The organism is Burkholderia cenocepacia (genome assembly GCF_014211915.1).
In the GTDB taxonomy this organism is placed as follows: Bacteria; Pseudomonadota; Gammaproteobacteria; order Burkholderiales; family Burkholderiaceae; genus Burkholderia; species Burkholderia orbicola.
Window position 1 is genome coordinate 1,240,076 of the sequence record NZ_CP060040.1, and the last position, 22,272, is coordinate 1,262,347.

General features: G+C 67.1%; 22 protein-coding genes. 2 read left to right on the top strand and 20 right to left on the bottom strand.

Features of this window, described 5'->3' with window-relative positions; translation table 11 throughout:
- Positions 1 to 210: 210 nt before the first annotated feature.
- The gene (gene acnB, locus SY91_RS22020; protein WP_011547436.1) at positions 211 to 2,796 is read left to right on the top strand and encodes a bifunctional aconitate hydratase 2/2-methylisocitrate dehydratase; all 2,586 of its coding nucleotides are present in this window, start codon (positions 211 to 213) and stop codon (positions 2,794 to 2,796) included.
- Positions 2,797 to 2,943: 147 nt separating this feature from the next.
- Here acnB and SY91_RS22025 read toward each other — a convergent pair whose 3' ends face one another.
- The 16 genes from SY91_RS22025 to SY91_RS22100 all read right to left on the bottom strand — a co-directional run bounded on the left by SY91_RS22025 (position 2,944) and on the right by SY91_RS22100 (position 17,511).
- Complete coding sequence (locus tag SY91_RS22025) at positions 2,944 to 3,345, bottom strand: PPC domain-containing DNA-binding protein (protein WP_023475906.1); 402 nt, start codon at positions 3,343 to 3,345, stop codon at positions 2,944 to 2,946.
- 74 nt (positions 3,346 to 3,419) lie between these two features.
- The gene (locus SY91_RS22030; RefSeq protein WP_023475907.1) at positions 3,420 to 3,971 is read right to left on the bottom strand and encodes a GNAT family N-acetyltransferase; all 552 of its coding nucleotides are present in this window, start codon (positions 3,969 to 3,971) and stop codon (positions 3,420 to 3,422) included.
- 171 nt (positions 3,972 to 4,142) lie between these two features.
- Positions 4,143 to 5,543 (bottom strand): MFS transporter, encoded by a 1,401-nt coding sequence (locus SY91_RS22035; RefSeq protein ID WP_006478733.1) that lies wholly within the window; start codon positions 5,541 to 5,543, stop codon positions 4,143 to 4,145.
- A 38-nt stretch (positions 5,544 to 5,581) separates the two neighbouring features.
- The gene (locus SY91_RS22040) at positions 5,582 to 6,826 is read right to left on the bottom strand and encodes an NAD(P)/FAD-dependent oxidoreductase (RefSeq protein WP_023475908.1); all 1,245 of its coding nucleotides are present in this window, start codon (positions 6,824 to 6,826) and stop codon (positions 5,582 to 5,584) included.
- On the bottom strand, positions 6,823 to 7,785 hold the full coding sequence (locus SY91_RS22045) for a VOC family protein (protein WP_034174715.1): 963 nt from the start codon (positions 7,783 to 7,785) through the stop codon (positions 6,823 to 6,825). Before SY91_RS22045 ends, SY91_RS22040 begins: the two co-directional genes overlap by 4 nt.
- Positions 7,786 to 7,803: 18 nt before the next feature.
- Entirely contained in the window at positions 7,804 to 9,294 is a 1,491-nt protein-coding gene (locus SY91_RS22050) for an aldehyde dehydrogenase (protein ID WP_023475910.1), read from the bottom strand.
- Between the two features lie 72 nt (positions 9,295 to 9,366).
- Entirely contained in the window at positions 9,367 to 10,194 is an 828-nt protein-coding gene (locus SY91_RS22055; protein WP_006478730.1) for an aspartate dehydrogenase, read from the bottom strand.
- The gene (locus SY91_RS22060; protein ID WP_006478729.1) at positions 10,187 to 11,854 is read right to left on the bottom strand and encodes a thiamine pyrophosphate-binding protein; all 1,668 of its coding nucleotides are present in this window, start codon (positions 11,852 to 11,854) and stop codon (positions 10,187 to 10,189) included. Before SY91_RS22060 ends, SY91_RS22055 begins: the two co-directional genes overlap by 8 nt.
- Positions 11,847 to 12,644: an SDR family oxidoreductase gene (locus SY91_RS22065; RefSeq protein ID WP_023475911.1), complete on the bottom strand. Its 798-nt coding sequence runs from the start codon at positions 12,642 to 12,644 to the stop codon at positions 11,847 to 11,849. Before SY91_RS22065 ends, SY91_RS22060 begins: the two co-directional genes overlap by 8 nt.
- Complete coding sequence (locus tag SY91_RS22070) at positions 12,641 to 13,498, bottom strand: IclR family transcriptional regulator (protein ID WP_006478727.1); 858 nt, start codon at positions 13,496 to 13,498, stop codon at positions 12,641 to 12,643. Before SY91_RS22070 ends, SY91_RS22065 begins: the two co-directional genes overlap by 4 nt.
- Entirely contained in the window at positions 13,495 to 14,406 is a 912-nt protein-coding gene (locus tag SY91_RS22075; RefSeq protein ID WP_023475912.1) for an alpha/beta fold hydrolase, read from the bottom strand. The genes SY91_RS22070 and SY91_RS22075 overlap by 4 nt, the downstream gene beginning before the upstream one ends.
- An 18-nt stretch (positions 14,407 to 14,424) precedes the next feature.
- On the bottom strand, positions 14,425 to 14,952 hold the full coding sequence (locus SY91_RS22080; RefSeq protein ID WP_006489904.1) for a cupin domain-containing protein: 528 nt from the start codon (positions 14,950 to 14,952) through the stop codon (positions 14,425 to 14,427).
- Positions 14,953 to 14,986: 34 nt separating this feature from the next.
- Positions 14,987 to 15,757 (bottom strand): SDR family oxidoreductase, encoded by a 771-nt coding sequence (locus SY91_RS22085; protein ID WP_023475913.1) that lies wholly within the window; start codon positions 15,755 to 15,757, stop codon positions 14,987 to 14,989.
- Positions 15,750 to 16,820, bottom strand: a complete 1,071-nt coding sequence (locus tag SY91_RS22090) for an aromatic ring-hydroxylating oxygenase subunit alpha (RefSeq protein ID WP_006478723.1) — start codon at positions 16,818 to 16,820, stop codon at positions 15,750 to 15,752. The genes SY91_RS22085 and SY91_RS22090 overlap by 8 nt, the downstream gene beginning before the upstream one ends.
- Before the next feature lie 60 nt (positions 16,821 to 16,880).
- Positions 16,881 to 17,192, bottom strand: coding sequence for a recombinase-like helix-turn-helix domain-containing protein (locus tag SY91_RS22095; RefSeq protein ID WP_006478722.1), 312 nt, complete (start codon positions 17,190 to 17,192; stop codon positions 16,881 to 16,883).
- Position 17,193: 1 nt separating this feature from the next.
- Positions 17,194 to 17,511 (bottom strand): non-heme iron oxygenase ferredoxin subunit, encoded by a 318-nt coding sequence (locus tag SY91_RS22100; RefSeq protein WP_006478721.1) that lies wholly within the window; start codon positions 17,509 to 17,511, stop codon positions 17,194 to 17,196.
- 442 nt (positions 17,512 to 17,953) lie between these two features.
- On the opposite strand from SY91_RS22100, the gene SY91_RS22105 reads away from it, so the two are divergent.
- Positions 17,954 to 19,033 (top strand): porin, encoded by a 1,080-nt coding sequence (locus SY91_RS22105; protein ID WP_012339772.1) that lies wholly within the window; start codon positions 17,954 to 17,956, stop codon positions 19,031 to 19,033.
- A 107-nt stretch (positions 19,034 to 19,140) separates the two neighbouring features.
- Here the strand turns inward: SY91_RS22105 and SY91_RS22110 are convergent, their stop codons facing one another.
- The 4 genes from SY91_RS22110 to SY91_RS22125 form a co-directional block, all read right to left on the bottom strand.
- A complete protein-coding gene (locus SY91_RS22110; RefSeq protein ID WP_023475914.1) occupies positions 19,141 to 20,037 on the bottom strand; it encodes an IclR family transcriptional regulator in 897 nt (298 codons plus the stop codon).
- A 295-nt stretch (positions 20,038 to 20,332) separates the two neighbouring features.
- A complete protein-coding gene (gene tecA / locus SY91_RS22115) occupies positions 20,333 to 20,812 on the bottom strand; it encodes a type 6 secretion system effector deamidase TecA (protein ID WP_185921364.1) in 480 nt (159 codons plus the stop codon).
- Between the two features lie 326 nt (positions 20,813 to 21,138).
- Positions 21,139 to 21,345 carry a hypothetical protein gene (locus tag SY91_RS22120; RefSeq protein ID WP_006478718.1) on the bottom strand — a complete coding sequence of 69 codons (207 nt, stop codon included), beginning with the start codon at positions 21,343 to 21,345 and terminating at the stop codon, positions 21,139 to 21,141.
- A 305-nt stretch (positions 21,346 to 21,650) separates the two neighbouring features.
- Positions 21,651 to 22,250 carry an alpha-ketoglutarate-dependent dioxygenase AlkB gene (locus SY91_RS22125; protein WP_185642881.1) on the bottom strand — a complete coding sequence of 200 codons (600 nt, stop codon included), beginning with the start codon at positions 22,248 to 22,250 and terminating at the stop codon, positions 21,651 to 21,653.
- Positions 22,251 to 22,272: the final 22 nt, after the last annotated feature.

Below are 22,272 nucleotides of genomic sequence, written 5' to 3' on the forward strand. Positions count from 1 at the left end.
CGGCATCCGCCCGCCGAACCCCGCCCGGCAAGGCCCGCTCCGCCATGCAGCCGCGCCTCCCGTCTTTCGCACCGCCAAGTCTTATATAAGACATAAGACATTTGACGTTCCACCTCATTGAGATTAGAATCCCGCTCAAAGCAGTGCCTGGAAAAGCCCCGGAGTGCCGGCAAGGCCTTCCCCTCCAACGCAATATCAGCAGGTCTCCCCATGCTTGAAAACTTTCGTGCTCACGTGGCCGCCCGCGCCGCGCTCGGTATTCCTCCCCTGCCGCTGACGGCTCAGCAGACCGCCGAACTGGTCGAATTGCTGACGAACCCGCCGGCCGGCGAAGAGCAGACGCTGCTCGACCTGATCACCCATCGCGTGCCCGCCGGCGTCGACGAAGCCGCCCGCGTGAAGGCCGGCTTCCTGGCCGCCGTCGCGAAAGGCGAGACCGCCTGCCCGCTGATCTCGCGCGAACGCGCGACCGAGCTGCTCGGCACGATGCTCGGCGGCTACAACATCCAGCCGCTGATCGAGCTGCTGTCCGACGAAGCCGTCGCGGCCGTCGCCGCCGACGCGCTGAAGAAAACCCTGCTGATGTTCGACCAGTTCCATGACGTGAAGGAACTCGCCGACAAGGGCAACGCGCACGCGAAGGCCGTGCTGCAGAGCTGGGCCGATGCCGAATGGTTCACGAGCCGTCCGGAAGTGCCGGAAAGCCTGACCATCACCGTGTTCAAGGTCACCGGCGAAACCAACACCGACGACCTGTCGCCGGCACCGGACGCCACCACCCGCCCCGACATCCCGATGCACGCGCTGGCGATGCTGAAGAACGCGCGCCCGGGCATCACGCCGGAAGAAGACGGCAAGCGCGGCCCGGTCAAGTTCATCGAATCGCTGAAGGAAAAGGGTCACCTGGTCGCCTACGTCGGCGACGTGGTCGGCACCGGCTCCTCGCGCAAGTCGGCCACCAACTCGGTGCTGTGGTTCACCGGCGAAGACATTCCGTTCGTCCCGAACAAGCGCTTCGGCGGCGTGTGCCTCGGCGGCAAGATCGCCCCGATCTTCTACAACACGATGGAAGACGCCGGCGCGCTGCCGATCGAACTCGACGTGTCGCAGATGAACATGGGCGACGTGGTCGAACTGCGCCCGTACGAAGGCAAGGCGCTGAAGGACGGCAAGGTCATCGCCGAATTCCAGGTGAAGTCCGACGTGCTGTTCGACGAAGTGCGCGCAGGCGGCCGCATTCCGCTGATCATCGGCCGCGGCCTGACCGCGAAGGCGCGTGAAGCGCTCGGCCTCGCGCCGTCGACGCTGTTCCGCCTGCCGCACCAGCCGGCCGACAGCGGCAAGGGTTTCTCGCTCGCGCAGAAGATGGTCGGCCGCGCGTGCGGTCTGCCGGAAGGCCAGGGCGTGCGCCCGGGCACGTACTGCGAACCGAAGATGACCTCGGTCGGCTCGCAGGACACCACGGGGCCGATGACCCGCGACGAACTGAAGGATCTGGCCTGCCTCGGCTTCTCGGCCGACCTCGTGATGCAGTCGTTCTGCCACACCGCCGCTTATCCGAAGCCGGTCGACGTGAAGACGCACCAGACGCTGCCGAACTTCATCAGCACGCGTGGCGGCATCGCGCTGCGCCCGGGAGACGGCGTGATCCACTCGTGGCTGAACCGCATGCTGCTGCCCGACACCGTCGGCACCGGCGGCGATTCGCACACCCGCTTCCCGATCGGCATCAGCTTCCCGGCAGGCTCGGGCCTGGTCGCATTCGCGGCCGCCACCGGCACGATGCCGCTGGACATGCCGGAATCGGTGCTGGTCCGCTTCAAGGGCAAGATGCAGCCGGGCGTCACGCTGCGTGACCTCGTCAACGCGATTCCGCTGTACGCGATCAAGCAAGGCATGCTGACGGTCGCCAAGCAGGGCAAGAAGAACATCTTCTCGGGCCGCATTCTCGAAATCGAAGGCCTGCCGGACCTGAAGGTCGAGCAAGCGTTCGAGCTGTCGGATGCGTCCGCCGAACGTTCGGCTGCCGGTTGCACGGTGCACCTGAACAAGGAACCGATCATCGAGTACCTGAACAGCAACGTCACGCTGCTCAAGTGGATGATCGCGCAGGGCTACCAGGACCCGCGCAGCCTGCAACGCCGCATCGCGGCGATGGAACAGTGGCTGGCCGACCCGCAACTGCTGTCGCCGGATGCCGACGCCGAATACGCGGCCGTCATCGAGATCGACCTCGCCGACATCCACGAGCCGATCGTTGCATGCCCGAACGACCCGGACGACGTGAAGACGCTGTCCGACGTCGCCGGCGCGAAGATCGACGAAGTGTTCATCGGCTCGTGCATGACCAACATCGGTCACTTCCGTGCCGCGTCGAAGCTGCTCGAAGGCAAGCGCGACATTCCGGTCAAGCTGTGGGTCGCGCCGCCGACCAAGATGGACCAGAAGCAGCTGACGGAAGAAGGCCACTACGGCGTGTTCGGCACGGCCGGCGCACGAACCGAAATGCCGGGCTGCTCGCTGTGCATGGGTAACCAGGCCCAGGTGCGCGAAGGCGCGACGGTCATGTCGACGTCGACCCGCAACTTCCCGAACCGTCTCGGCAAGAACACGAACGTGTACCTCGGCTCCGCTGAACTGGCGGCGATCTGCTCGCGTCTGGGCAAGATCCCGACCAAGGAAGAGTACATGGCCGACATGGGCGTGCTCACCGCGAACGGCGACAAGATCTACCAGTACATGAACTTCGACCAGATCGAGGACTTCAAGGAAGTCGCCGACACCGTGCAGGTATAAGCACGCAGTCGGGCTGCGGCGGGTGGTCCACGTCGCAGCGCACCGAAAGGCGCCGCGGGCCGAATGGCCGCGGCGCCTTTTTTATGCGGGGTGGAAAGGATGGTGCGATCGCCGCTACACGATACTCATGCGGCGCCGCCGCCCGGCTCACGATGGATCGCGCCGGATCACCAGTTCGTTGAAGCCGGTGCCCGCATCGGGCTCGCGCGAGAAACGATGCGCGGGCAGCAGCGCGAGCAGGATCTCGGCCGTCGTGCGCACCACGCAGCCGCGTGCGACATGGCCGCCCGTCACGTGGCCGTCCGCATCCGAGACCGACATATGCAGATGCGCGCCGTCCGGCGACACCGAGCCGGCCAGCGTCAGGATTTCGAGATCGCCGCGCAGTTCGGTCGGCTCGTCGACGCCGGCGAAGCGCAACTGCGCGACGCTCAGGCTGCCGATGCCCTGGATCACGAAGGCCGCGTGCGCTTCGTGCCGATGTAGCGCTGCCTCGATGGCGCCGCGCAGATCGTCGCCGGGGGAAAGACGCAAAGGATGGGCTTGCATGGTCGAGATCCTGTGGGTCGATCGGGGTATCGACCAAGCGTACGTTCGCCCGGCGAATCCGGCAAGTCGGCCATTTACGCGCCGCGATCGCTCGCCAGCAACCCGTACAGCGCGCTGTCCGACACTTCGTCGCCGACGATCCAGCGTTCGCGCAGCAGCCCTTCCCGCACGAAGCCGAGCCGCTCGAGCAGCCCCGCCGACGCGGCGTTGCGCGGATCGATATCGGCCTCGAGCCGGTTCAGCCGCAGCGTGCCGAAGGCATGGTCGATCAACGCCGACGCCGCTTCACGCATGTATCCGCCGCGCCAGAACGCGCGCCGCAAGCTGAAGCCGATCTCAGCGCGCCGGCACTGCTCGTTCGCATGGAACAGCGCGCATTCGCCAAGCGCGTCGCCGGTTTCCCGCAGTTCCAGCACGCAGGTCAGACTCTCCCCGCTCGCGGACGTCTGCACGTTGCGCGCGACGCGCGCCTCGGCTTGCTCGATCTGCGTCATCGGCGAGAACGAGAAGTAGCGCATCGCTTCCGCATCGGACCAGATCTCGAAGAAGGCCGGCGCGTCGGCGTCGCGAAGCGGCCGCAGCACGAGGCGGGAAGTAGTCAGCGTGACGGGTTCGAACAGGGGCATGGAAATCGTCTGACGAAATCGGGACCGTGAATTAGAACACGTCAGCCGTGCGCCAACAATCGCGCGTACGCTCAGCGCCGCACACCACTGCGGGAGCGCCGCGAAACAAAAAGGCCCGGGGAACATCGCCCGAGCCTTTCGGTTCACGCCATCCGCCGCTGCGGAATATGCTTACGCTTCGAGCGCTTCCAGCACCTTCCCCTTCGTCTCGATCCCGACGAAATGCACGGTCACAGCCGCGATCAGCGGCACGATGCCGATCAGGTAGAACGCCGGCGCGAGGTTCCCGCCGATGATCGCGTGCGGCACGATCATCGGCGCGGCGAACGACGCGATCTTCAGCCACGCGCTGCCGAGCCCGCAGCCCGACGCGCGGATGCTCGTCGGATACTGCTCCGGCGTATAGACGTACGCGGTAATGAAGCCCGACGCCATCAGCCCGAGCGACAGCGAGCAGAACACCGCGACCACATACACCGACGACGCGTGATAGATGCCCGCGAGCGCCAGCGACAGCGCGCACAGCACGAACGACCACACGATCACCGGCTTGCGGCCGAGCTTGTCGACCAGCAGCGCGGAAGCGAGCGACCCGAGCACGCCCATCACCGACCCGATCACCGCGAGGTTCAGAGCGAGCTGCAGCGGTGCGTGATAGAAGTTCTTGTAGATCGTCGGCAGCCACGTCGACAGCCCGTACTGGATGAACCCGCAGGTCGCCCACAACGTCGCCACCGCGAGCGTGCGCTTGCGATACGCGGCGCTGAACAGGTCGCTCATCCTGCGCTTCGGATGCTGGCGCACCATCTCGTCGAACGCGGCCACCTGCGTGACCGGCGGCAGCTCGCCGCGCACCGAGCCTTCGAACACGCCGACCGCACGCCCGGCTTCCGCGAGCCGCCCGCGCGACGCGAGCCAGCGCGGCGACTCCGGCACGAGGTGCGTGAGCACGAGCGACAGGATCAGCGGCAGCCCGCCGACGAAGTACATGATCTCCCAGCCGAAGCGCGGCACGAGCCACGCGCCGAGCGCCATCGACACGAGCAGGCCGATCGGGAACACGATCTCGTACAGCAGCACGAAGCGGCCGCGGCCGTGTGCCCGCGTGATCTCGTTGATGTACGTCGCGGCGACCGGCAACTCGCCGCCCAGCCCGAGCCCCTGCAGGATTCGTAGCAGCACGAACACCTCGAAGGTCGGCGCGAAGCCGCACGCGATGCTCGTGATGCCGATCACGGCCGAGCTCCACGCGATCGCCTTCACGCGGCCGTGCTTTTCGGCGAGTGCGGGAAACAGGAATGCGCCGATCAGCTGGCCGATCGCGCCGGACGCGATCAGCATGCCGATCTGCGTCGGCGACAGCCCCCATTTGTGAATCAGCAGCGGCAGCGTCGCCGCGATCGTGATCACGTCGAAGCCGTCGAAGAACGTCGCGGTGCCGATCAGCACGCGTGCGCGGATCTGCATCGCGTTGGCCGGAAGCCGCTCGAGCCGCGCGATGATCGCGCCAGGCGTGGAGGCGGCAGCTTCCGTCGCGGCCCTGCCGGCCACGACGTTGTCGAAAGTGCTCATGCGGGGGATCTCCTGGATCTCTTTCCGGGTTGGGCCGGTCAGGCAAGCGCTTGGGTCGTGTCTGCCAGGGCTTCCGTATCCACCGCCCGGCCCTGGTTCATCCACTTGCGCGCGAGCTTCAGCTCACGCGCGTTGTTCACGGCGATGACACCTCTCACATGCCCGTCGCCGACAAAAAACAGCGTCGCACGACGCGCGGCGAGATCGCCGCGCACGACGAGCTGCGCATCGGCCGGCAGATCACCGAGGATCTGCAGGTTCACGTCGTACTGATCGGACCAGAACCACGGAATCTCCGCGTACGGTGCACGCACGCCGAGCACGGCCTTCGCCGCCGCGATCGCCTGGTTCTGCGCGTTGGCCCACGATTCGAGCCGCACGCGCCGCTTCAGCCAGCCGTTGTGATGGTTCGCGACGTCGCCGCACGCGAAGATCGCCGGGTCGCTCGTTGCGCCGTATTCGTCGACGACGATGCCGTCGTCGACCGCGAGCCCCGCGTCGCTCGCGAGCGATGCATTGAGCGCGAGGCCGATGCCGGCCACCGCGAAATCGGCGTCGATCGTCGTGCCGTCGGCGAGCGTCGCCCGCACCTTCGACGCGTCGTCCGGTTGCGCATCGAGCGATTCGAGTGCCGCGCCCAGTCGCACGTCGACACCGTTCGAACGATGCAGGTCGAGCAGGAAGTCGGACACGATCTGCGGCACCGAGCGGCCGCACAGGCGCGGCGCGCCTTCGACCACGGTTGCATCCACACCGAGCTTGCGCGCGGTCGCCGCGACTTCGAGGCCGATCCAGCCACCGCCTATCACGAGCACGCGCCGGCTCGCGCGCAGCTTCTCGCCGAGCGCGGCCGCTTCGTCGAGCGTACGCAGGTAATGCAGGTGCGGCGTCTTGACGAGCGCATCGGGCAAGCGGCGCGACGTGCCGCCGGTCGCGATCACGAGCCGGTCGTATTCGATCTCGCGGCCGCTTTCGGTCTTCACCACGCGGCGCGTGCGATCGATCGACGCCGCGCGTTCCGGCTGCCACGCTTCGACATTCAGCGCGTCGAATTCGTCGGGGCGCACGACGCGCACCGTTTCGATGTCCGCGTCGCCGGCCAGCACGGCCTTCGACAACGGCGGGCGCTCGTACGGCAGATGCGGCTCGTCTGCGATCATCACGAGGCGACCCGCGAAGCCTTCGGCGCGCAGCGTCTTCAGCACCCAACCGGCCGCCTGACCGCCGCCGATCACGACGACCGTGCCCGGCGCGGGCTGCTCCTGTGTGTTTGCTTCGCTCACGATTTGCGCTCCGTCATGAACTTGCCTTCCGGCGCCTTCGCGTTCTTCTGCCGCCGCGTGTTGCCGTCGAGGCCGCCGTCGACCGCCCATTCGGCGAATACGGTCGGGCCAGGTTCGAATTCGCGTGGCTGCCATTCGGGCGTCAGCACGTCTTCGTCCGCGTAGTACTCGATCAGCGCGCCGGCCGGATTCCGGAAGTACCAGAAGTACGCGGACGACACCGGATGACGCCCCGGGCCGAGCTGCGTTTCCCAGCCGCAGCGGTCGATGTGCATGCCGCCGCCGAACACTTCGTGGATGTCGCGCACGGTGAACGCGACGTGGTTCAGGCCACGCTTGGCCGTAGGCAGCGCGAGCAGGAACAGGTCGTGATGGCCACCGTGCGGCGCGCAGCGCATGAATGCGCCTCGGCCCGGATAACGATCCGACGTCTCGAAGCCGAGCAGTTCGTGATAGAACGTTTCCTGCGCGTCGAGGCAGTTCGTGAAGAACACCACGTGCCCGACTTCGACCGGCTCGGCGCGCGCATAGATCGGGCTCGGCTGGTCGACGCGCAGCGTCTGGCCCCACACGTTCGACGGCGAGCCGGTGATGCCGAGTGCACGCTTGCGCGTCACTTCGATACGGATCGCCATCCCGTTCGGGTCGATACAGCCGACCGCATCGTCCTGCGCGTAATAGCCGGGCTGGCCGGCCAGCTTCGTGCGCAGGTCATCGAGTTCGCGCGGCGTCGCGACGCCCCACGTGACTTCACGCAGCGTCGGGCCCGCCTCGAATGCGGGCGGCAGCGACGGATCGTCGGCTTTCACGATCAGCACGGTACAGCCGTTCAGCGTCTCGAAACGCGCCCGCGTGTCGTCGTGCGCGACTTCCTTCAAACCCCAGTCGGCGAAAAAACGCCGGCAGGTGGCCAGATCGTCGACACCGTACGTGATCTGCTCGATTCCCAAGATGCTCATTGCGTCATTCCCCTTCGCTCAGTTCGCCCACGGCAGCGGCGCGTCGTTCAAGCCCCAGTAGAGGCTCTTCTGCTGCATGTATTCGCGGATGCCGAGACGCCCCTTCTCGCGGCCCATCCCGCTCTCCTTCCAGCCCGAGAACGGCGTGGAGATCGAAAACAGCTTGTACGTGTTGATCCAGACGGTGCCCGTCTCCAGCGCCCGCGCGATGCGCCATGCGCGCTTGTAGTCGCGTGTCCAGATGCCGGCCGCGAGGCCGAACACGCTGTCGTTCGCCTGCGCGATCAGCGACGCCTCGTCGTCGAACGCCATCGCGACCAGCACCGGCCCGAAGATTTCTTCCTGGCAAATGCGCGCGCTGTTCGGCAAGCCTTCGAGAATCGTCGGCTGATAGAAGAAACCGTGCTCGCGCCCGTCGCCCGACGGCCGCTCGCCACCGCACAGCAGCCTGCCGCCCTCTTCCAGCCCGAGCGCGACGTAGCGTTCCACAGATTCGCGATGCTTCGCGGTGATCAGCGGGCCCATCTGCGTGTCGGGCCGCGTCGGGTCGCCCACGCGCAGCTTGCGTGCGCCGGCCACCAGCCGCTGCATGAATGCGTCGTACACCGCCCGCTGCACGAACAGCCGCGAACCGGCGATGCAGGCTTCGCCCGACGAGCTGAAGATGCCGTACAGCACGCCGTTGACCGCGTGATCGAGATCGGCGTCGTCGCAGACGATCGTCGGCGACTTGCCGCCGAGTTCGAGCGACACCGGCATCAGCTTCTCGGCCGCGATGCGCGCGATGCCGCGGCCCACTTCGGTGCCGCCGGTGAACGACACCTTCTTCACGAGCGGATGACGCACGAGCACGTCGCCGATCACCGAGCCCTTGCCCGGCAGCACGCTCAGCACGCCCTTCGGCACGCCCGCTTCCTCGCAGATGCGCGCCAGCGCGAGCGACACGAGCGGCGTGACTTCGGCCGGCTTGAGCACCACCGCGTTGCCGCCGGCCAGCGCCGGCGCGAGCTTCTGCGCATCGGACGCGATCGGCGAATTCCACGGCGTGATCGCCGCGATCACGCCGATCGGCTCGTACACGCTCATCGTCAGGTAGTCGCCGCGCGACGGCGTCAGCTCTTCGTCGAGCGTCTCGAGGCAGGCCGCGAAGTAGCGGAACGTGTTCGCGGCGCTGGCCACCAGCACGCGCGTCTCGCCGATCGGCTTGCCGTTGTCGCGGCGCTGCAGGTTCGCGAGCGCTTCGTGGCGCTGCATGATCAGGTCGGCGATGCGGTACAGCACCTGCGCGCGCTGGTGCGGCTTCAGGCCGGCCCAGTCGGCGCGACGCCACGCGGCGTCGGCCGCCACGACGGCGTCGGCCGCGTCTTCCGCGTTCGCCGTCGACACTTCCATGTTCACCGACTGGTCGGCCGGATAGATGCTCGTGTAAGGCGCGCCACGGCCGCGCCGCCACTCGCCGCCGATCAGGATGCTGCCGTCGGGTACGAGGCTCGTATCGAAAGGAGTCATGTCACAAGTCCCACAAATCTGTCTCTGCACATCCGCCCTCGCCGTGGCGCGAGCGGATGCTCGATGGTCCGGTCAGATCACGCAGCAGGCCGCGCGGTTGCGCAGCGCGCGAATCGCGCTGTACGCCGTCAGCGCGGACGTCTTCGGGTTGTCGGGCAGCGGCTTGCCGCTCATTTCCAGCGACATCTCGCCGAATGCGCCGCGCGCGGTGATGCGGTGCACGTTGCGCTCGACGGCCGGATCGGCGATCAGGCGCACGTGCGTCGCGTCGAGGCCGAGGCCCGCGAGCGCCACCGTCGCCGCGACGTTCGCGTTCTTCGGATACAGCCGCGCGGCGTCGCGCGCGCTGCCTTCGAAGATCACCTTTTCCTCGGTCATCGCGCGCAGGTCGCATAATTCCTCGGCCGGCGTGCCGAGCCAGCCGAGCGGCGGCTTGCGGCCGACGTACCGGACTTCGTCGAGGCCGCCTTCCTTCGCGGACGCCAGCGCGTCGATGCCGCCGATCGCGCCGGACAGCAGCGTCACCGTCGTGCCGCCTTCGTCGGCGGCCTGCGACAGCACGTCGAGCAGCGCGAGATCGGACAGCGCGCCGATCGACGCGACCGCGCAGTCCGTGCCGGCTTTCAGCAGCGGCACGACGTGATCGACGAGCGCGCCGTGGCCCGCGCATTCGAGCGCGAACTCCGGGCGGCGAGCCAGCGCGTCGACCGACGACACGACCTCCACCGCGCCGCCGAGCTCGCGCTGCACCGCCGCGCGCTGGTGTTCCGGCACGATCACGTGCGCGACGCGCAACGACGCATCGTGCTCGACCGCGCGGTACACGGCCGCGCCGATCGCGCCGAAGCCGATCATCGCGACGTCGACGGGGGCGCGCGCCCGCTTTTGCCCGTTATGCATACTGGCGCTCCGTCGGCGCTTCCTTCTTCACCGGCGGCCCCGCGAAGTTCGACGCGAACGAGCCCACCGACAGCATGTCGACCTCGACCATTACCGGCCCTTCCTTCGCGATCCCTTCGCGCACGATCGCTTCGGCCTGATCGAGCGACGTGATCCGGTAGTGCGTGAGGCCGAAGCTCGCGCAGAACTGCGCGAAATCGGGCTGGTGCAGCTGCACGAAGCAGCGGCGGCCGCCGTAATGCGCATCCTGGATGTTGCGGATCACGCCGTAGCACTGGTCGTTCATCAGCACGATCATCACGTTCGCGTTTTCCTGCACGGCCGTGACGAGCTCGCCGACGTTGACCATCAGGCCGCCGTCGCCGACCAGGCAGACCGTCTTCGCCGCCGCGCCCGCGAGCGCCGCGCCGATGCCCATCTGGATGCCCTGGCCGATGCCGCCGCCGAGCGCATGCACGCCCGAGCGCGGCTCGAAGATCTTCAGCAGACGGTTGCCCCACGTGCTGTTCGAGATCGTCACGTCGCGCACCCAGTTGTAGTCGCGGCCCACCGCGCCCTGCAGCGTGTCGACGAGCTTCTTGTACGGCCCGAGGCCCTTCGCCACGTCGGCCACAGCCTCCTCGCGGGCTGCCGCCAGATCGGCCGCGAATTGCGGATCGACCGACAGGCGGCCTTCGAGGCGGTCGGCCAGCTCGGCCAGCACGCGCTTCGAATCGCCATGCACGAACAGCGCGTTGCGATAGCCGCGGTTGTCGGCAAGCGCGTCGGCATCGACGCGGAACAGCGGCTGCGGCAGCGCGAGCTTGTACTTCAGCGTTTCGTTGCCGCGCAGCCGCGAGCCGACCACGACGAGCGCGTCGCAGGTCTTGTAGAACGCTTCGACGGACGCATGCACGTTGAACGCGCCGAGTGTCGCCGGATGATCTTCCGGCAGCACGCCGCGGCCCTGCACGCTCGTCACGACGCCGAAGCCGAGCTTCACGAGGCGTTCGACTTCCTCGCGTGCATGGCGCGCGCCGCCGCCGAGCCACAGCAGCGGGCGGCGCTTGGCCGCGAGCGCGTCGGCGAGCTTCGCGACGCGGGCGCTGTCGTGCTCGCGCACCGCGACGTGCGCCGGCGCGAGGTCTTCCGGCCATTCGATTTCGGCTGCCTGGATGTCGATCGGAATCTCGACGGATACGGGGCCCGTCGGCGCCGTCTGCGCGATGCGCACGGCTTCGCGGATCGTCGGCAGCACGGTTTCGACGGTGCGCACGCGGAACGCGGCCTTCGAGATCGAGTCGAGCATCGACAACTGGTCGGGCGCTTCGTGGATGTACGCGAGATCCCGGTCGAGATACGGCGTCTCGATCTGCCCGGTGACGTGCAGCAGCGCGGTGCCGGCCGTCAGTGCCTCGACCATCGCGCCGGCCGCATTGCCGGCCGCCGTGCCCGTGCTCGTGAACGCGACGCCCAGGCCGCCCGACACGCGGGCCAGCCCGTCGGCCATGTTCAGCGCACCCGCTTCCCCGCGCGCACCGACATACCGGATGTTGCCGCGCGAGTTGATCGCGTCGAGGATCGGCATGTTGTGGATCGAGATGACACCGAATGCGGTCTTCACGCCGCACTGCTCGAGAAAGGCGGCAATCAGCTCGCCAACCGTGGTTTTTTCAGACATGGCGTGCAAAGCCTCCAGAAACGTCGATATGGCTGCCCGTCGTGTAGGACGACAGATGCGTTGCGAGATAAAAAAGTGCCCAGGCGGCCTCGTCAGGCTTGCCGAAGCGATTCAGCGGAATGTGCTTCTTGCGGGCGAGCGCGCCCGTCCAGTCTTCCCAGCTTTCGCCGGGCTGCGCCTGCGTGTCGTAACGGCGGCGCCACTGTCCCGACTCGACGATGCCGATCAGGATCGAGTTCACGCGGATGCGCTGCGGCGCGAGTTCGGTCGCGAGCGACTTCACGAGGCTCAGCACGCCCGCGCGCGCCGACGACGTCGCGACCATGTGCGGCTCCGGCTGCAGCGCGAGCAGCGAGTTCACGCAGGTGATCGTCGGCGCAGCCGCGTCGCGCAGCAGCGGCAGGAATGCGCGCGTCGGGCGGATGATGCTGAAGTACTTCAGTTCGAGTTCTTCGCGCCAGGCGTCGTCGGCCGTATCGGCAAAGGTCGACACGCGGCCCTGGCCGGCGTTGTTGACCAGCATGTCGGCGCGGCCGAAGCGGTCGGACACGGCCTGTGCGAAGGCGGTCACGTCGGCTTCGTCGAGCACGTCGCAGCGCGCGGCCAGCAGCTGTGCGCCTGCGTACTTGTCGCGCAGCATCGCTTCGGCGCGTGCGAGGCGTTCGTCGTCGCGGCCACAGATGGCGACCGACGCGCCGGCCTGCAGGAACCGCTCGGCCGTCGCGAGGCCGATGCCGGACGAGCCGCCCGTCACCACCGCCACTTGCCCGGTCAGATCGATCTGGATCATCGGAGTCCTAAAGCTTTGAGAAACGTGTGCTCGTCATCCGAGCGGTAATTGAGCCGCCGCGACAATTCCGCCGCTGCGCGCTGCACCTTGTCGATCAGCCCGTCCGCGATCAGCGCCGCGTCGATCTCCGGACGCGGCACCGTCACCGTGATGCACGCGACGATCCTCTGCGTCTCGTTGCGTACCGGCGCCGTGACGACCGAGATCCCGCGCTCGAACGACGAATTGCTGACGCCGTAGCCGCGCAGCGCATCCTCGCGGATCACGTCGTACAGCGCGTCGACCGTTTCCGGCGTCGCGCTCGTCATCCGGTTCAGCGCGCCTTCCGGATACAGCGCGTGCAGTTCCTTCAGCGACAGGTCGCCCATCAGCACGTGGCCGTGCGTCGTCGCGTGCGCGGGCAGCCGGGTGCCGACGTTCACGCGGATCGAGCTGAACACCGGCGACTGGCTCTGCGCCTTCGCGACGAACACCACGTCGCGGCCGTCGCGAATCACGATGTGCGTCGTGAAGCCGGTCGCGTCGCGCAGGCTCTCGATCACCGGCAGGCCGAGATCGGTCAGTTCCAGCGAGCTCAGGTATTCGAAGCCGAGCCGCAGCACGGCGATGCCGAGCTTGTAGTTGCGATCCTTGTCCGCGCGTTCGAGAAAACCGAGCGATTCGAGCGTCTGCAGCAGACGGAACACCGTCGTGCGCGGAATGCCGAGCCGTTTCGACAGCTCGGGCGCGCCGAGCACGGGCTCGCGCGGCGAGAATTCGGCGAGAATCCGCAGCCCGCGTTCGAGGCCCGGCACGACGTAGCTGGCTTCCGCCTTCGCGTGGTCGGATTCGTTTTGTTGCAGCGGTTCGCTCATGCCAGCCCCCGCTGTGGGTCGCACTGACGACAGAACGTATCGATCAGCGCGGAATAAACGGCCGGCGCTTCCACGTAGCCGGCATGCCCTGCCTGCGGAATCACCTGCAGCCCGACGTGCGCGGCCGCGGCGATCCGCTCGCACGCGGCGGGCGGCGTGATCGCGTCGTTCGCGCCGACGGCCACGGCCGTGCGGCCGCGAAAGCCGGCGAGATCGGCCGCGAGATCGGCGTTCGCGAGCAGATGCGTGGCCTGCGCATAGCCGGCCGGCACGATGCGCGCCATGTTCCAGCGCACCCATGCCTTTGCCTCCTCGTTCGCGAAGCCGGACAGCATGTTGCCGCTGCGCTGCTCGGCGAGCCCGGCCGGGCCGAGTTCCGCGAGCATCGCGAGCCGTGCGTCGCGGCGCGATTCGCGCGTGTCGGCTGGCGCACTGCCGTAGCCGCCCGCGGGCGAAATCAGCAGCAGCCCGGCGATCCGCGCGGGCATCACGCGGACGAGGCCGCCCGCGATGATCGCGCCGAGCGAATGACCGACCAGCACGCAGCGTTCGATGCCGAGTGCCTCGAGCCACGCGTTCAGCGATGCCGCGTAATCGGCGGCGGCGGGCGACGCGCCGTGCACGGGCGTCGACACGCCGTAACCGGGCGCATCCCACGCGAGTACACGCCGCGATGCACCGAGCGCGTCGAGCTGGCGGACCCACGATGCGGCGCCCGAACCGATCCCGTGCAGCAGCACGACGGGCAGCGCACGGCCCGCATGCTGCGCGCCGGCCTCGCCTGCACCCGCCTCACGGTAGCCAATCGTGCCCGCCGCGCCGGCCGCGCAACGCTGCTCGGGAAACTGCCCGAGCAGCGCGGCGAACGCCGCGGTGCGGTCGCGTTCACGTTTGTCGATGACACTCATTGCTTCATCCGCCCCGTCTCAGCGCTTGATCTTCGCGAGCGGCGAATCGGGCGGATACGTCGGCGTGATCGGCTTCGACGAACCGAGCATCACGCACATCAGCGCATCTTCCTCGCCGATGTTGATTTCCGTGCGATACACGCCCGGCGGCACCGAGATCAGGTCGCGCTCGCCGAGGATCGCTTCCCAGGTCTCGCCGTCGCGCTCGCAGATCACCTTCATCTTGCCGCGCAGCACGAAGAAGATTTCCTCGACGTCGATATGGATGTGGCTCGGGCCGATGTTGCCGGCCGGGATGACCATCGTCGAGAACGTGAAGTTGCCGGCCGGCACCGTGTTGACGTCCTTCGCGACGCCCGTGCCGCCCGTGCCGACATAGCGCATCTGCGCACGGCGGTACTTCGGGTCGTAATCGGCCTGGAACTTCAGCGCGTCCCAGTCGTAGCGCCGCGTCGCATAGCGCGCGACGCGCCCTTCCATCCAGTCGTTGAAGCTTGCGCCTTCCGGCTGGTCCCACGACTTGCGTTCGAGATCGGCGTCCGCCATCGTCCTCTCCTTCATTCCGAGTGAAAACTTCAAATCAGTTCATTACGAAGCCGCCGTTCACCGGCAGCAGCTGGCCCGTCACGAAGCGCGCGCCGTCCGACAGCAGGAACAGCACGGGGCCCGTCACGTCCTCAGGCAATTGCGTGCGCGTCAATGCGCGGCCCTGCAGGTAGAACGCATGGCGTTCGGCCGGTACGTACGCAGTCGCCTCGACTTCGGTCAGCCCCGGCGCGATCGCGTTGACCGTCACGCCGTGCGCACCGAACTCGCGCGCCTGCGCATGCGTCATCGCGATCACCGCGCCCTTGCTGGCGACGTACGCGAGCAGCTTCGGCGCGCCCCACAACGCGGTGTCCGACGCGAGGTTCACGATCGCGCCGCGACCCGACCGCGCGAGGTGCGGCAGCGCCGCATTGCTGACGAGCCACACGCCGCGCACGTTCACGTTCATCACGGCATCCCACGTCGACACGTCGAGCTCCGTCGACAGCTTGCCGCCCGAGTTCGTGATCGCCGCGTTGTTGATCAGCGCATCGAGGCCGCCGAGCGCCGCCGCGCCCTGCGCGACGAAGGCATCGATGCTCGCCGGGTCGGCCAGGTCGAGTGCGAAGAAATGCGCGGCGTGGCCGGCTTGCGTGAGCCGCGCGGCCAGCGCGCGGCCCTCTTCCGCCAGCACGTCGCCGAACGCGACTTGTGCGCCCGCTTCGACCAGCGCCTTCACGAACGCGGCGCCGAGACCGCGCGCACCGCCCGTGACGAGCACGCGGCGGCCGGGCAGCGCGACGACCGGAGCGAACTCAGCCATTCGCGGGCTCCGCGGCGGCATGCGCTGCACGATGCGCGTCGAGCGCGGACAGATGCTCCTGCGCACGCTGGCGCAGCATCCGGCGCACGCGCGTGATGCCGACGTCGTGCTGGTACAGGTATTCGTGATCGCGCGCATGCGGCGCGAGGCTTTCGAGGACGTAGCGATCCTGCTCGAGCACGTCCCAGTGCAGGCCTTCGAGGCGGTTGCGATACATGAAGCGCCACACGTCGCGCTGCCAGCCGCCGACCTTGCGGGTACGCCAGAAGTAAACCTGGCAGTGGTCGCCGTCGACCGGCGTCGCGAAGCCGATGATCCCGAAATTGCCGCCCGGGCCGAACTTCTGCTTGTACGGAATCGCGAGACGCATCCACAGGCAGCCCGTTTCGCCGAGCTCGACCCAGTCGAAGTTCACGTCGCGCTGGCCGATCTTCTCGAACATCAGGCCCGTGTCCGTCTTGCGCACGCGCATGTCGGCCTGCTTGTCGCCTTCGGCCATCGAGTGCGACGTCGCGTGCAGATAGGCACCGTGCATCGGGTCCATCACGTTGTCGATCGCGTACTGGTAATTGCACTTCCAGTTCGATACGCACAGGAAGTGCGCATACTCGTCGGCGACCAGTTCTTCCGGCAGGTTCAGCGGCGCCGGCTCGCCGTGCGCTTCGTCGCCGAACCACAGGAAGATCGCGCCGGCCTTCTCTTCGACCGGATACGACTTCACGCACTTCATGCCTTCGAGCGGACAGTTCGACACGGCCGGCACACGGTTGACCGTGCCACCGCCGTCGACTTCGATGCCGTGATACCAGCACGCGATGTTGCCGCCGAGGTTCCAGCCGAGCGACAGACGCGCGCCGCGGTGCGGGCAACGATCTTCCAGCGCGTGGACCTTGCCGTCGTGATCGCGCCACAGCACGATCTGCTCGGACAGGCGCGTGAGGCCGACGGGCGCGTTCGACACCTGCCAGCTCGGCGCGACGGGATACCAGTAGTTCTTGATGCCGCGGTCGAGATAGTCACGGACCGGGTCGTGGTGGGCTTCGTGTTGGTCGGGGGACGTCATCAGTGTGCTCCGGATGCGGTTGTCGGGTCGGCGCTCAGGCGCGCGGCGCGGTCGGTGCGTTCATTCCGCCAGCGAGGCCATTTCGGCGCGGAAACGCTCGGGTGTCCAAACCGTGCCGTCCGGCGCGCGGAAGCCGATGCGGTTCAGCCCCGCGACGACATCGTCCAGCTCGGTCGCGCCGCTCTCGAACACGCGTTCGAGCGCATCGCCGAGGTCGTTTTCGTATTGAGTCGGTGCGGCCTTGCGGTTCTGCCAGATCTGGTTCTCGACCTGACCGGGGATTTCGATCTGCCCCTTGCCCGCGACGTTGTTCGGCTGCGGCGCCACCCACGGCTTCAGGAAGGGATTGAAGTTGACGGTCGCTTCTTTCATGTCATTCCACCTTGATCTGGATTTCTTCACCGGCGAGGCGCACCGCGTACTGCTTCAGCGCACGTCCGCCCGGCCCCTTCAGGCATGCGCCCGTCTTGATGTCGAACACGGCCTCGTGCAGCGGGCATTCGACCGTGCCTTCGTCGACGAACCCCTGCGTCAGCAGCGCGTACGCATGCGGGCATACGTTCTCGAGCGCATACACGTCGTCGCCGACGCGGTAGATCCCGATTTCCACGCCGTCGGTCCGCTTGAACTCGATCGGCGTGTCTTCCGACAGCGCGCCGGCATGACCGGCGCAAATCCATTGTTCAGACATCTCACACCCTTCCTTCTGATCGACTCTCGGTTTGCTCCGATTTGTTCCATATTAGGAACATCAGTTTATGGATGGTGATTATAGGAGCGACTTTCCACGAGCAAAATAAAAAGCTGCATGTCCTAGGGAAAACACCGACACTTAGCTCGGCCGCTCCCTTCGTCTACCCTATCGAATGTAATTTTTTGTTATGCGACGGGGATTTATCGGCTTTTTCGAGACATCACGCGGTATTGCCGGGCGTCTGCCCGGCGCTCATCCGTCCCGAAAAATTTATTTTTGATCGGGCGCGCCCCCTCTATACTCCATTCCATTAAAGGCACATTGTTCCTTATATGGAACATAAAAATGCCCGTTCGGCGATGAACATGCGCGACGGCCGGCCGTCCCCGCGCAGGCCGTCACAACACGTATTCATCAGGTTGGAGAGTCAGGAGATCAAATGGTCAAGCATGCGGTAGCAGCAGCAGTCATCGGGATGGGCGCCGCGTCGGGCGCGTGGGCGCAGAGCAGCGTGGTGCTGTACGGCAGCATGGATGCGGGCGTCGCATACGTGAACAACGTCGGCGGCCACGCGAAGTGGGCGATGATCCAGGGCAATACGCAGCCCGACCGGTGGGGCCTGAAGGGCAAGGAAGATCTCGGCGACGGACTGTCGGCGATCTTCCAGCTGGAAAACGGCTTCTATACGAACAACGGCCAGTTCGCGACGGCGAACACGATCTGGAACCGCGCGGCGTTCGTCGGCCTCAGCGCCGAGCGCTACGGCACGCTGACGCTCGGCCGCCAGACGCCGCTGTCGTTCGACTATCTCGATCCGCTCAGCACCGCGTATCTCGCGCTGAGCTGGTACGCGTTCCATCCCGGCAACATCGACGGGCTCGCCGCGACCGGCAACGTGCCGTACAACAATTCGATCAAGTACCGTTCGCCGACCTTCGCGGGTTTCTCCGCCGCGGCGACACTCGCGCTCGGCAACACGACGAACTTCTCGACCGGCAAATCGGTCGGCGTCGCGCTGAACTATGCGAACGGGCCGTTCAAGGCGTCGGCCGTCTACTCGAACGAGCACGACCGCTCGCTGCTGATCAGCCAGACGGGTATCACGTCGTTCCAGGGGCAAAACACCGCGAACGGTTATCTCGCCAGCAAGGTCGAGAACATCGGCGCGGGCGCGTCGTACCAGATCGGCGACTTCCTCGTGCATGGCCTCTACACGCGCGTGAAGATGCAGTCGAACGGGTTTTCCGACACGTTCCAGAGCTACGACGCGGGCGTGAATTACCGCAGCAGCGCGTTCAACACGATCGCGGGCGGTGCGGCGACCACGACGCTGGCCGGCCGCCGCTGGACGCAGGTCGAACTCGGCGACATCTACGCGTTGTCGAAGCGCACGCAGCTGTATGCGAACGTGCTTTATGAACACGGCTCGGGCGGCGCGAAGGCCGCGTTCTTCACGGCCGGCGTGTCGAGCACCGCGAACCAGGTGATCGTGCTGACCGGCATTCATCACTCGTTCTGAGCGAACTCGGGCACCGCGCCTGCGGTGCCCGAAAACGACAAGAGCGGCCCGCGGGCCGCTCTTGTCGTTGCGATGCCGCGCACCGCGGCCGGCTCGATGCGCGAGCGTCAGAACATCGCGACCTTGTGGCGCGCATGCGCGAACGTCGGGTCGCTTTCGAGCGGACGATAGTTCAGCCGTTGCGACAGGTCGACCGCCGCACCGCACACCGCTTCGACGAGCCGCTCCTTCTCGCCGGCCTCGCCGATCTCCGAGCGCGGCACCGTCGCGGTGATCGCCGCGACGATCGAGCCCGAATGATCGCGCACGGGCGCCGTCACCGCGGAAATGCCGCTCTCGAACGCCGCCTCGCTGACCGCATAGCCGAGCCGCGCGTAATGACGCACGCGTTCGTACAGCTCGTCGACGGTACCGGGCGTACGCTCGGTGAACTGTTCGAGTTTCTTCTCCGGATAGAGCTGTCGCAGCGCATCGCGCGTCAGGTCGCCCATCAGCACGTGGCCGTGCACGGTCGCATGCGCGGGCAGGCGCGTGCCGACGTGCACCTTCACCGAACCGAACATCGACGCATTGCTTTGCGCCTTCGCAACGAACACCACGTCACGCTGGTCGCGGATCAGCAGGTGCGTCGACAGGCCGGTCGAATCGCGCAGCCGTTCGAGCACGGGCGTGCCGAGATCGGTCAGTTCGAGCGAATTCAGGTATTCGAAGCCGAGCCGCAACACGCCGACGCCGAGCCGGAAATAGCGGTCGCCGTTCACGCGTTCGAGAAAGCCGAGCGCCTCGAGCGTCTGCAGCAGGCGGAACGTGGTCGTGCGCGGAATGCCGATGCGCTTGGACAGCTCGGGTGCGCCGAGCACGGGCTCGCGCGCGGAGAATTCGGCGAGGATCCGCAGCCCGCGTTCGAGCCCCGGCACCAGATAGGACGAAGCGCCGCCGCCCGACGACTCGTCGTCGCCAGGCACCGCCGGCTCAGGTGCATCGCTCATCGTTGTCTTGACCATGTGGACATGGGCGGAAGGAAATCAGTCACGAAACAGGTCATGGATCGCCATGGAGATTCAGTCATGCTACCTCAGTGCGCGCGGGGGCTCGCACCGCTGCGCGGCGCCGCGATGCGGCACGCGCATCCACGCACCATGACGCGTCATTCAAGGTCGAGAGGATAGCAGCGTTGGACGGCGCGACGCCATGCGGAAATCGCCGGACGGCGGGAAGGCGGCCGCGCGGCGCCGGCGCCGGCGCGCGGCACGCGGTCGGGCGACGGTGGCCGAAGCGTGAGCGTCGACGCCAGGCAGCCTACAGACGCGACAGATAGACGCGAATGGTCGTGCGGTCGTACGCAAAGCCGCCGGCCGGGTCCGGCTGCAGCGCGCGTGCCAGATCGACCGGATGCAGCCATCCGGCGCCCAGCAGGCCGCCGTTGATCCCGCGAATCCGGGTGCCGCCGACGGCGATCGCGGCGTGAAAGACATTGGTGCCGCGCGCGAAGCCGACCGCGGTGCCCGCCGGGATGCTCGCGCGCCCGTCCCACTGATTGCCGGTCTCGAAGTTGAAGCGCGTCTTCCACAGCTGGCCGATCGTGTCGAGCAGCGTACCGGGCGCGATCATCGCATCGGCGCGCAGCAGATAGCGGACATAAGCAGCGGCGTCGTAGCAGACGCCGCCGGACACGTACTCGTCGATGTTCGCCATCCCGAACATCAGCGCCTGCGCGTGTTTTTGCCGTTCGGCGATGCCGGATTGGGCGACATGCCCGCCTAACTGGGTCAGTTGCACGGATAGCTCCTTTCAGGAATGCGGGACGTCATCGTCCCGCCGATGCGATAACGTCATATCTTATTACGATATGGCCCGGCATCTTTCAGGCGCGCTCACGCCATACGGGGTTCGCACTTTGCCCGGGAGGACGCAAGCGCGCGTACATGAGGCTTCCGCTACGCGTGTCGCATCGTCGGCGCGATGCTTCAGCATCGAACCGCACGGGCCATTGGCGCGGCGAACCGCCAGCGCACAACCAGAAACGGGAAACAGTCGGGGAAGCACCGTCCGGCCACGGACGGTACGGAGGAAGACGATCCTCGGGCGGAATCGCCGCGCCGGCGTCAGGCCGTCACGGCGTGGTCATATTCGGCGCGGGCAAGCTGGCCGGCGGCGTATGCCTCGGCTTCGCCGCGAAAGCCTTCGCGGCTGAACGCCACGACTTTCACGCCGACGCCGGTCGCCCGCTTCACCGTCAGCGCCCATTGCCATCCGCCGTCTTGCTCGAAGACGTGTAGCGAGGGTTCGAAGGAAGGGTCGAGTACGGTCACGCGTTGTGCTCCTGCCCCGTCGCGCGCTACGTCGGCAACGCATGGAGGCATGTCGAAAGGATCGCGCCGGCCTGCCGACGCGTTTGTGCCATTCCTGAGTGTAGTCAATAATTGTTGCGACGCACCATCAGAGGTTTCACTCACCTATCAGAACCGGGTGGTCGATCGAATCTATCTGAGAGCCTTGCGGGACGGGCCTGAGCGCCCGGCCGGACCACGCTGCATTGAATTCGTGCGGCAACGTGCCGCACGCCCCATCGATTGCTTGCATTGGCCTTTCGTGAATCACCGAAACGGGGCGCGATCTATCCGGCCGCGATCGATACGCGTCGGAAGGTCAGGTTGACGCGTTCGCCCTGCACGCCCGGCGCCTTCGGCACGCGGTGCTGCCATTCGGCCTGCGTGCGCCCGCGCATCACGAGCAGGCTGCCATGCACGAGGCGGTACGCATGCGTGACGCCGGTCTCGCGATGGCGAAGATCGAACACGCGCATCGCGCCGAGACTCACCGACGCGATCACCGGCGCGTCGCCGAGTTCGGGTTCGTTGTCCGCGTGCCAGCCGAGGCTGTCCAGCCCGTTGCGATAGCGATTGAGCAGCACGCTGTTGAAACCCACGCCGCACGTCGCCTCGACCGCGTGCTTCAGCACGAGCACGGCCGGCGTCCAGGGTTCGGGCACGTTGCGGATCCCCGAGTACACGTACACGGCATCGGGCTCGCCCTGCCACGCGGTGAGCCGCGGCAACGGAATGCGCCCGCGCGGCGTGCGGATCGTGTCCTGTCGCCACGCGACCTCGTCGATCAGCGCGGCCAGCGCGTGGTCCGCGGCGGGTGGCGCAAGCCAATGCGGGTACCAGTCCACGTCGGGTGCGGGTGTATCAGCGAAGAGATCGGGCGTCGACATGTCGGCAGGAACGGGCAAGGAA

Coding starts and splice junctions, on each gene's coding strand:
- SY91_RS22090 (WP_006478723.1), bottom strand. CDS start 16,820: ATGACGTCCCCCGACCAACACGAAGCCCACCACGACCCGGTCCGTGAC.
- SY91_RS22070 (WP_006478727.1), bottom strand. CDS start 13,498: ATGAGCGAACCGCTGCAACAAAACGAATCCGACCACGCGAAGGCGGAA.
- SY91_RS22065 (WP_023475911.1), bottom strand. CDS start 12,644: ATGATCCAGATCGATCTGACCGGGCAAGTGGCGGTGGTGACGGGCGGC.
- SY91_RS22080 (WP_006489904.1), bottom strand. CDS start 14,952: ATGGCGGACGCCGATCTCGAACGCAAGTCGTGGGACCAGCCGGAAGGC.
- SY91_RS22055 (WP_006478730.1), bottom strand. CDS start 10,194: ATGCATAACGGGCAAAAGCGGGCGCGCGCCCCCGTCGACGTCGCGATG.
- SY91_RS22125 (WP_185642881.1), bottom strand. CDS start 22,250: ATGTCGACGCCCGATCTCTTCGCTGATACACCCGCACCCGACGTGGAC.
- SY91_RS22085 (WP_023475913.1), bottom strand. CDS start 15,757: ATGGCTGAGTTCGCTCCGGTCGTCGCGCTGCCCGGCCGCCGCGTGCTC.
- acnB (WP_011547436.1), top strand. CDS start 211: ATGCTTGAAAACTTTCGTGCTCACGTGGCCGCCCGCGCCGCGCTCGGT.
- SY91_RS22095 (WP_006478722.1), bottom strand. CDS start 17,192: ATGAAAGAAGCGACCGTCAACTTCAATCCCTTCCTGAAGCCGTGGGTG.
- SY91_RS22035 (WP_006478733.1), bottom strand. CDS start 5,543: ATGAGCACTTTCGACAACGTCGTGGCCGGCAGGGCCGCGACGGAAGCT.
- SY91_RS22045 (WP_034174715.1), bottom strand. CDS start 7,785: ATGAGCATCTTGGGAATCGAGCAGATCACGTACGGTGTCGACGATCTG.
- SY91_RS22105 (WP_012339772.1), top strand. CDS start 17,954: ATGGTCAAGCATGCGGTAGCAGCAGCAGTCATCGGGATGGGCGCCGCG.
- SY91_RS22050 (WP_023475910.1), bottom strand. CDS start 9,294: ATGACTCCTTTCGATACGAGCCTCGTACCCGACGGCAGCATCCTGATC.
- SY91_RS22025 (WP_023475906.1), bottom strand. CDS start 3,345: ATGCAAGCCCATCCTTTGCGTCTTTCCCCCGGCGACGATCTGCGCGGC.
- SY91_RS22030 (WP_023475907.1), bottom strand. CDS start 3,971: ATGCCCCTGTTCGAACCCGTCACGCTGACTACTTCCCGCCTCGTGCTG.
- SY91_RS22075 (WP_023475912.1), bottom strand. CDS start 14,406: ATGAGTGTCATCGACAAACGTGAACGCGACCGCACCGCGGCGTTCGCC.
- SY91_RS22060 (WP_006478729.1), bottom strand. CDS start 11,854: ATGTCTGAAAAAACCACGGTTGGCGAGCTGATTGCCGCCTTTCTCGAG.
- SY91_RS22110 (WP_023475914.1), bottom strand. CDS start 20,037: ATGGTCAAGACAACGATGAGCGATGCACCTGAGCCGGCGGTGCCTGGC.
- SY91_RS22100 (WP_006478721.1), bottom strand. CDS start 17,511: ATGTCTGAACAATGGATTTGCGCCGGTCATGCCGGCGCGCTGTCGGAA.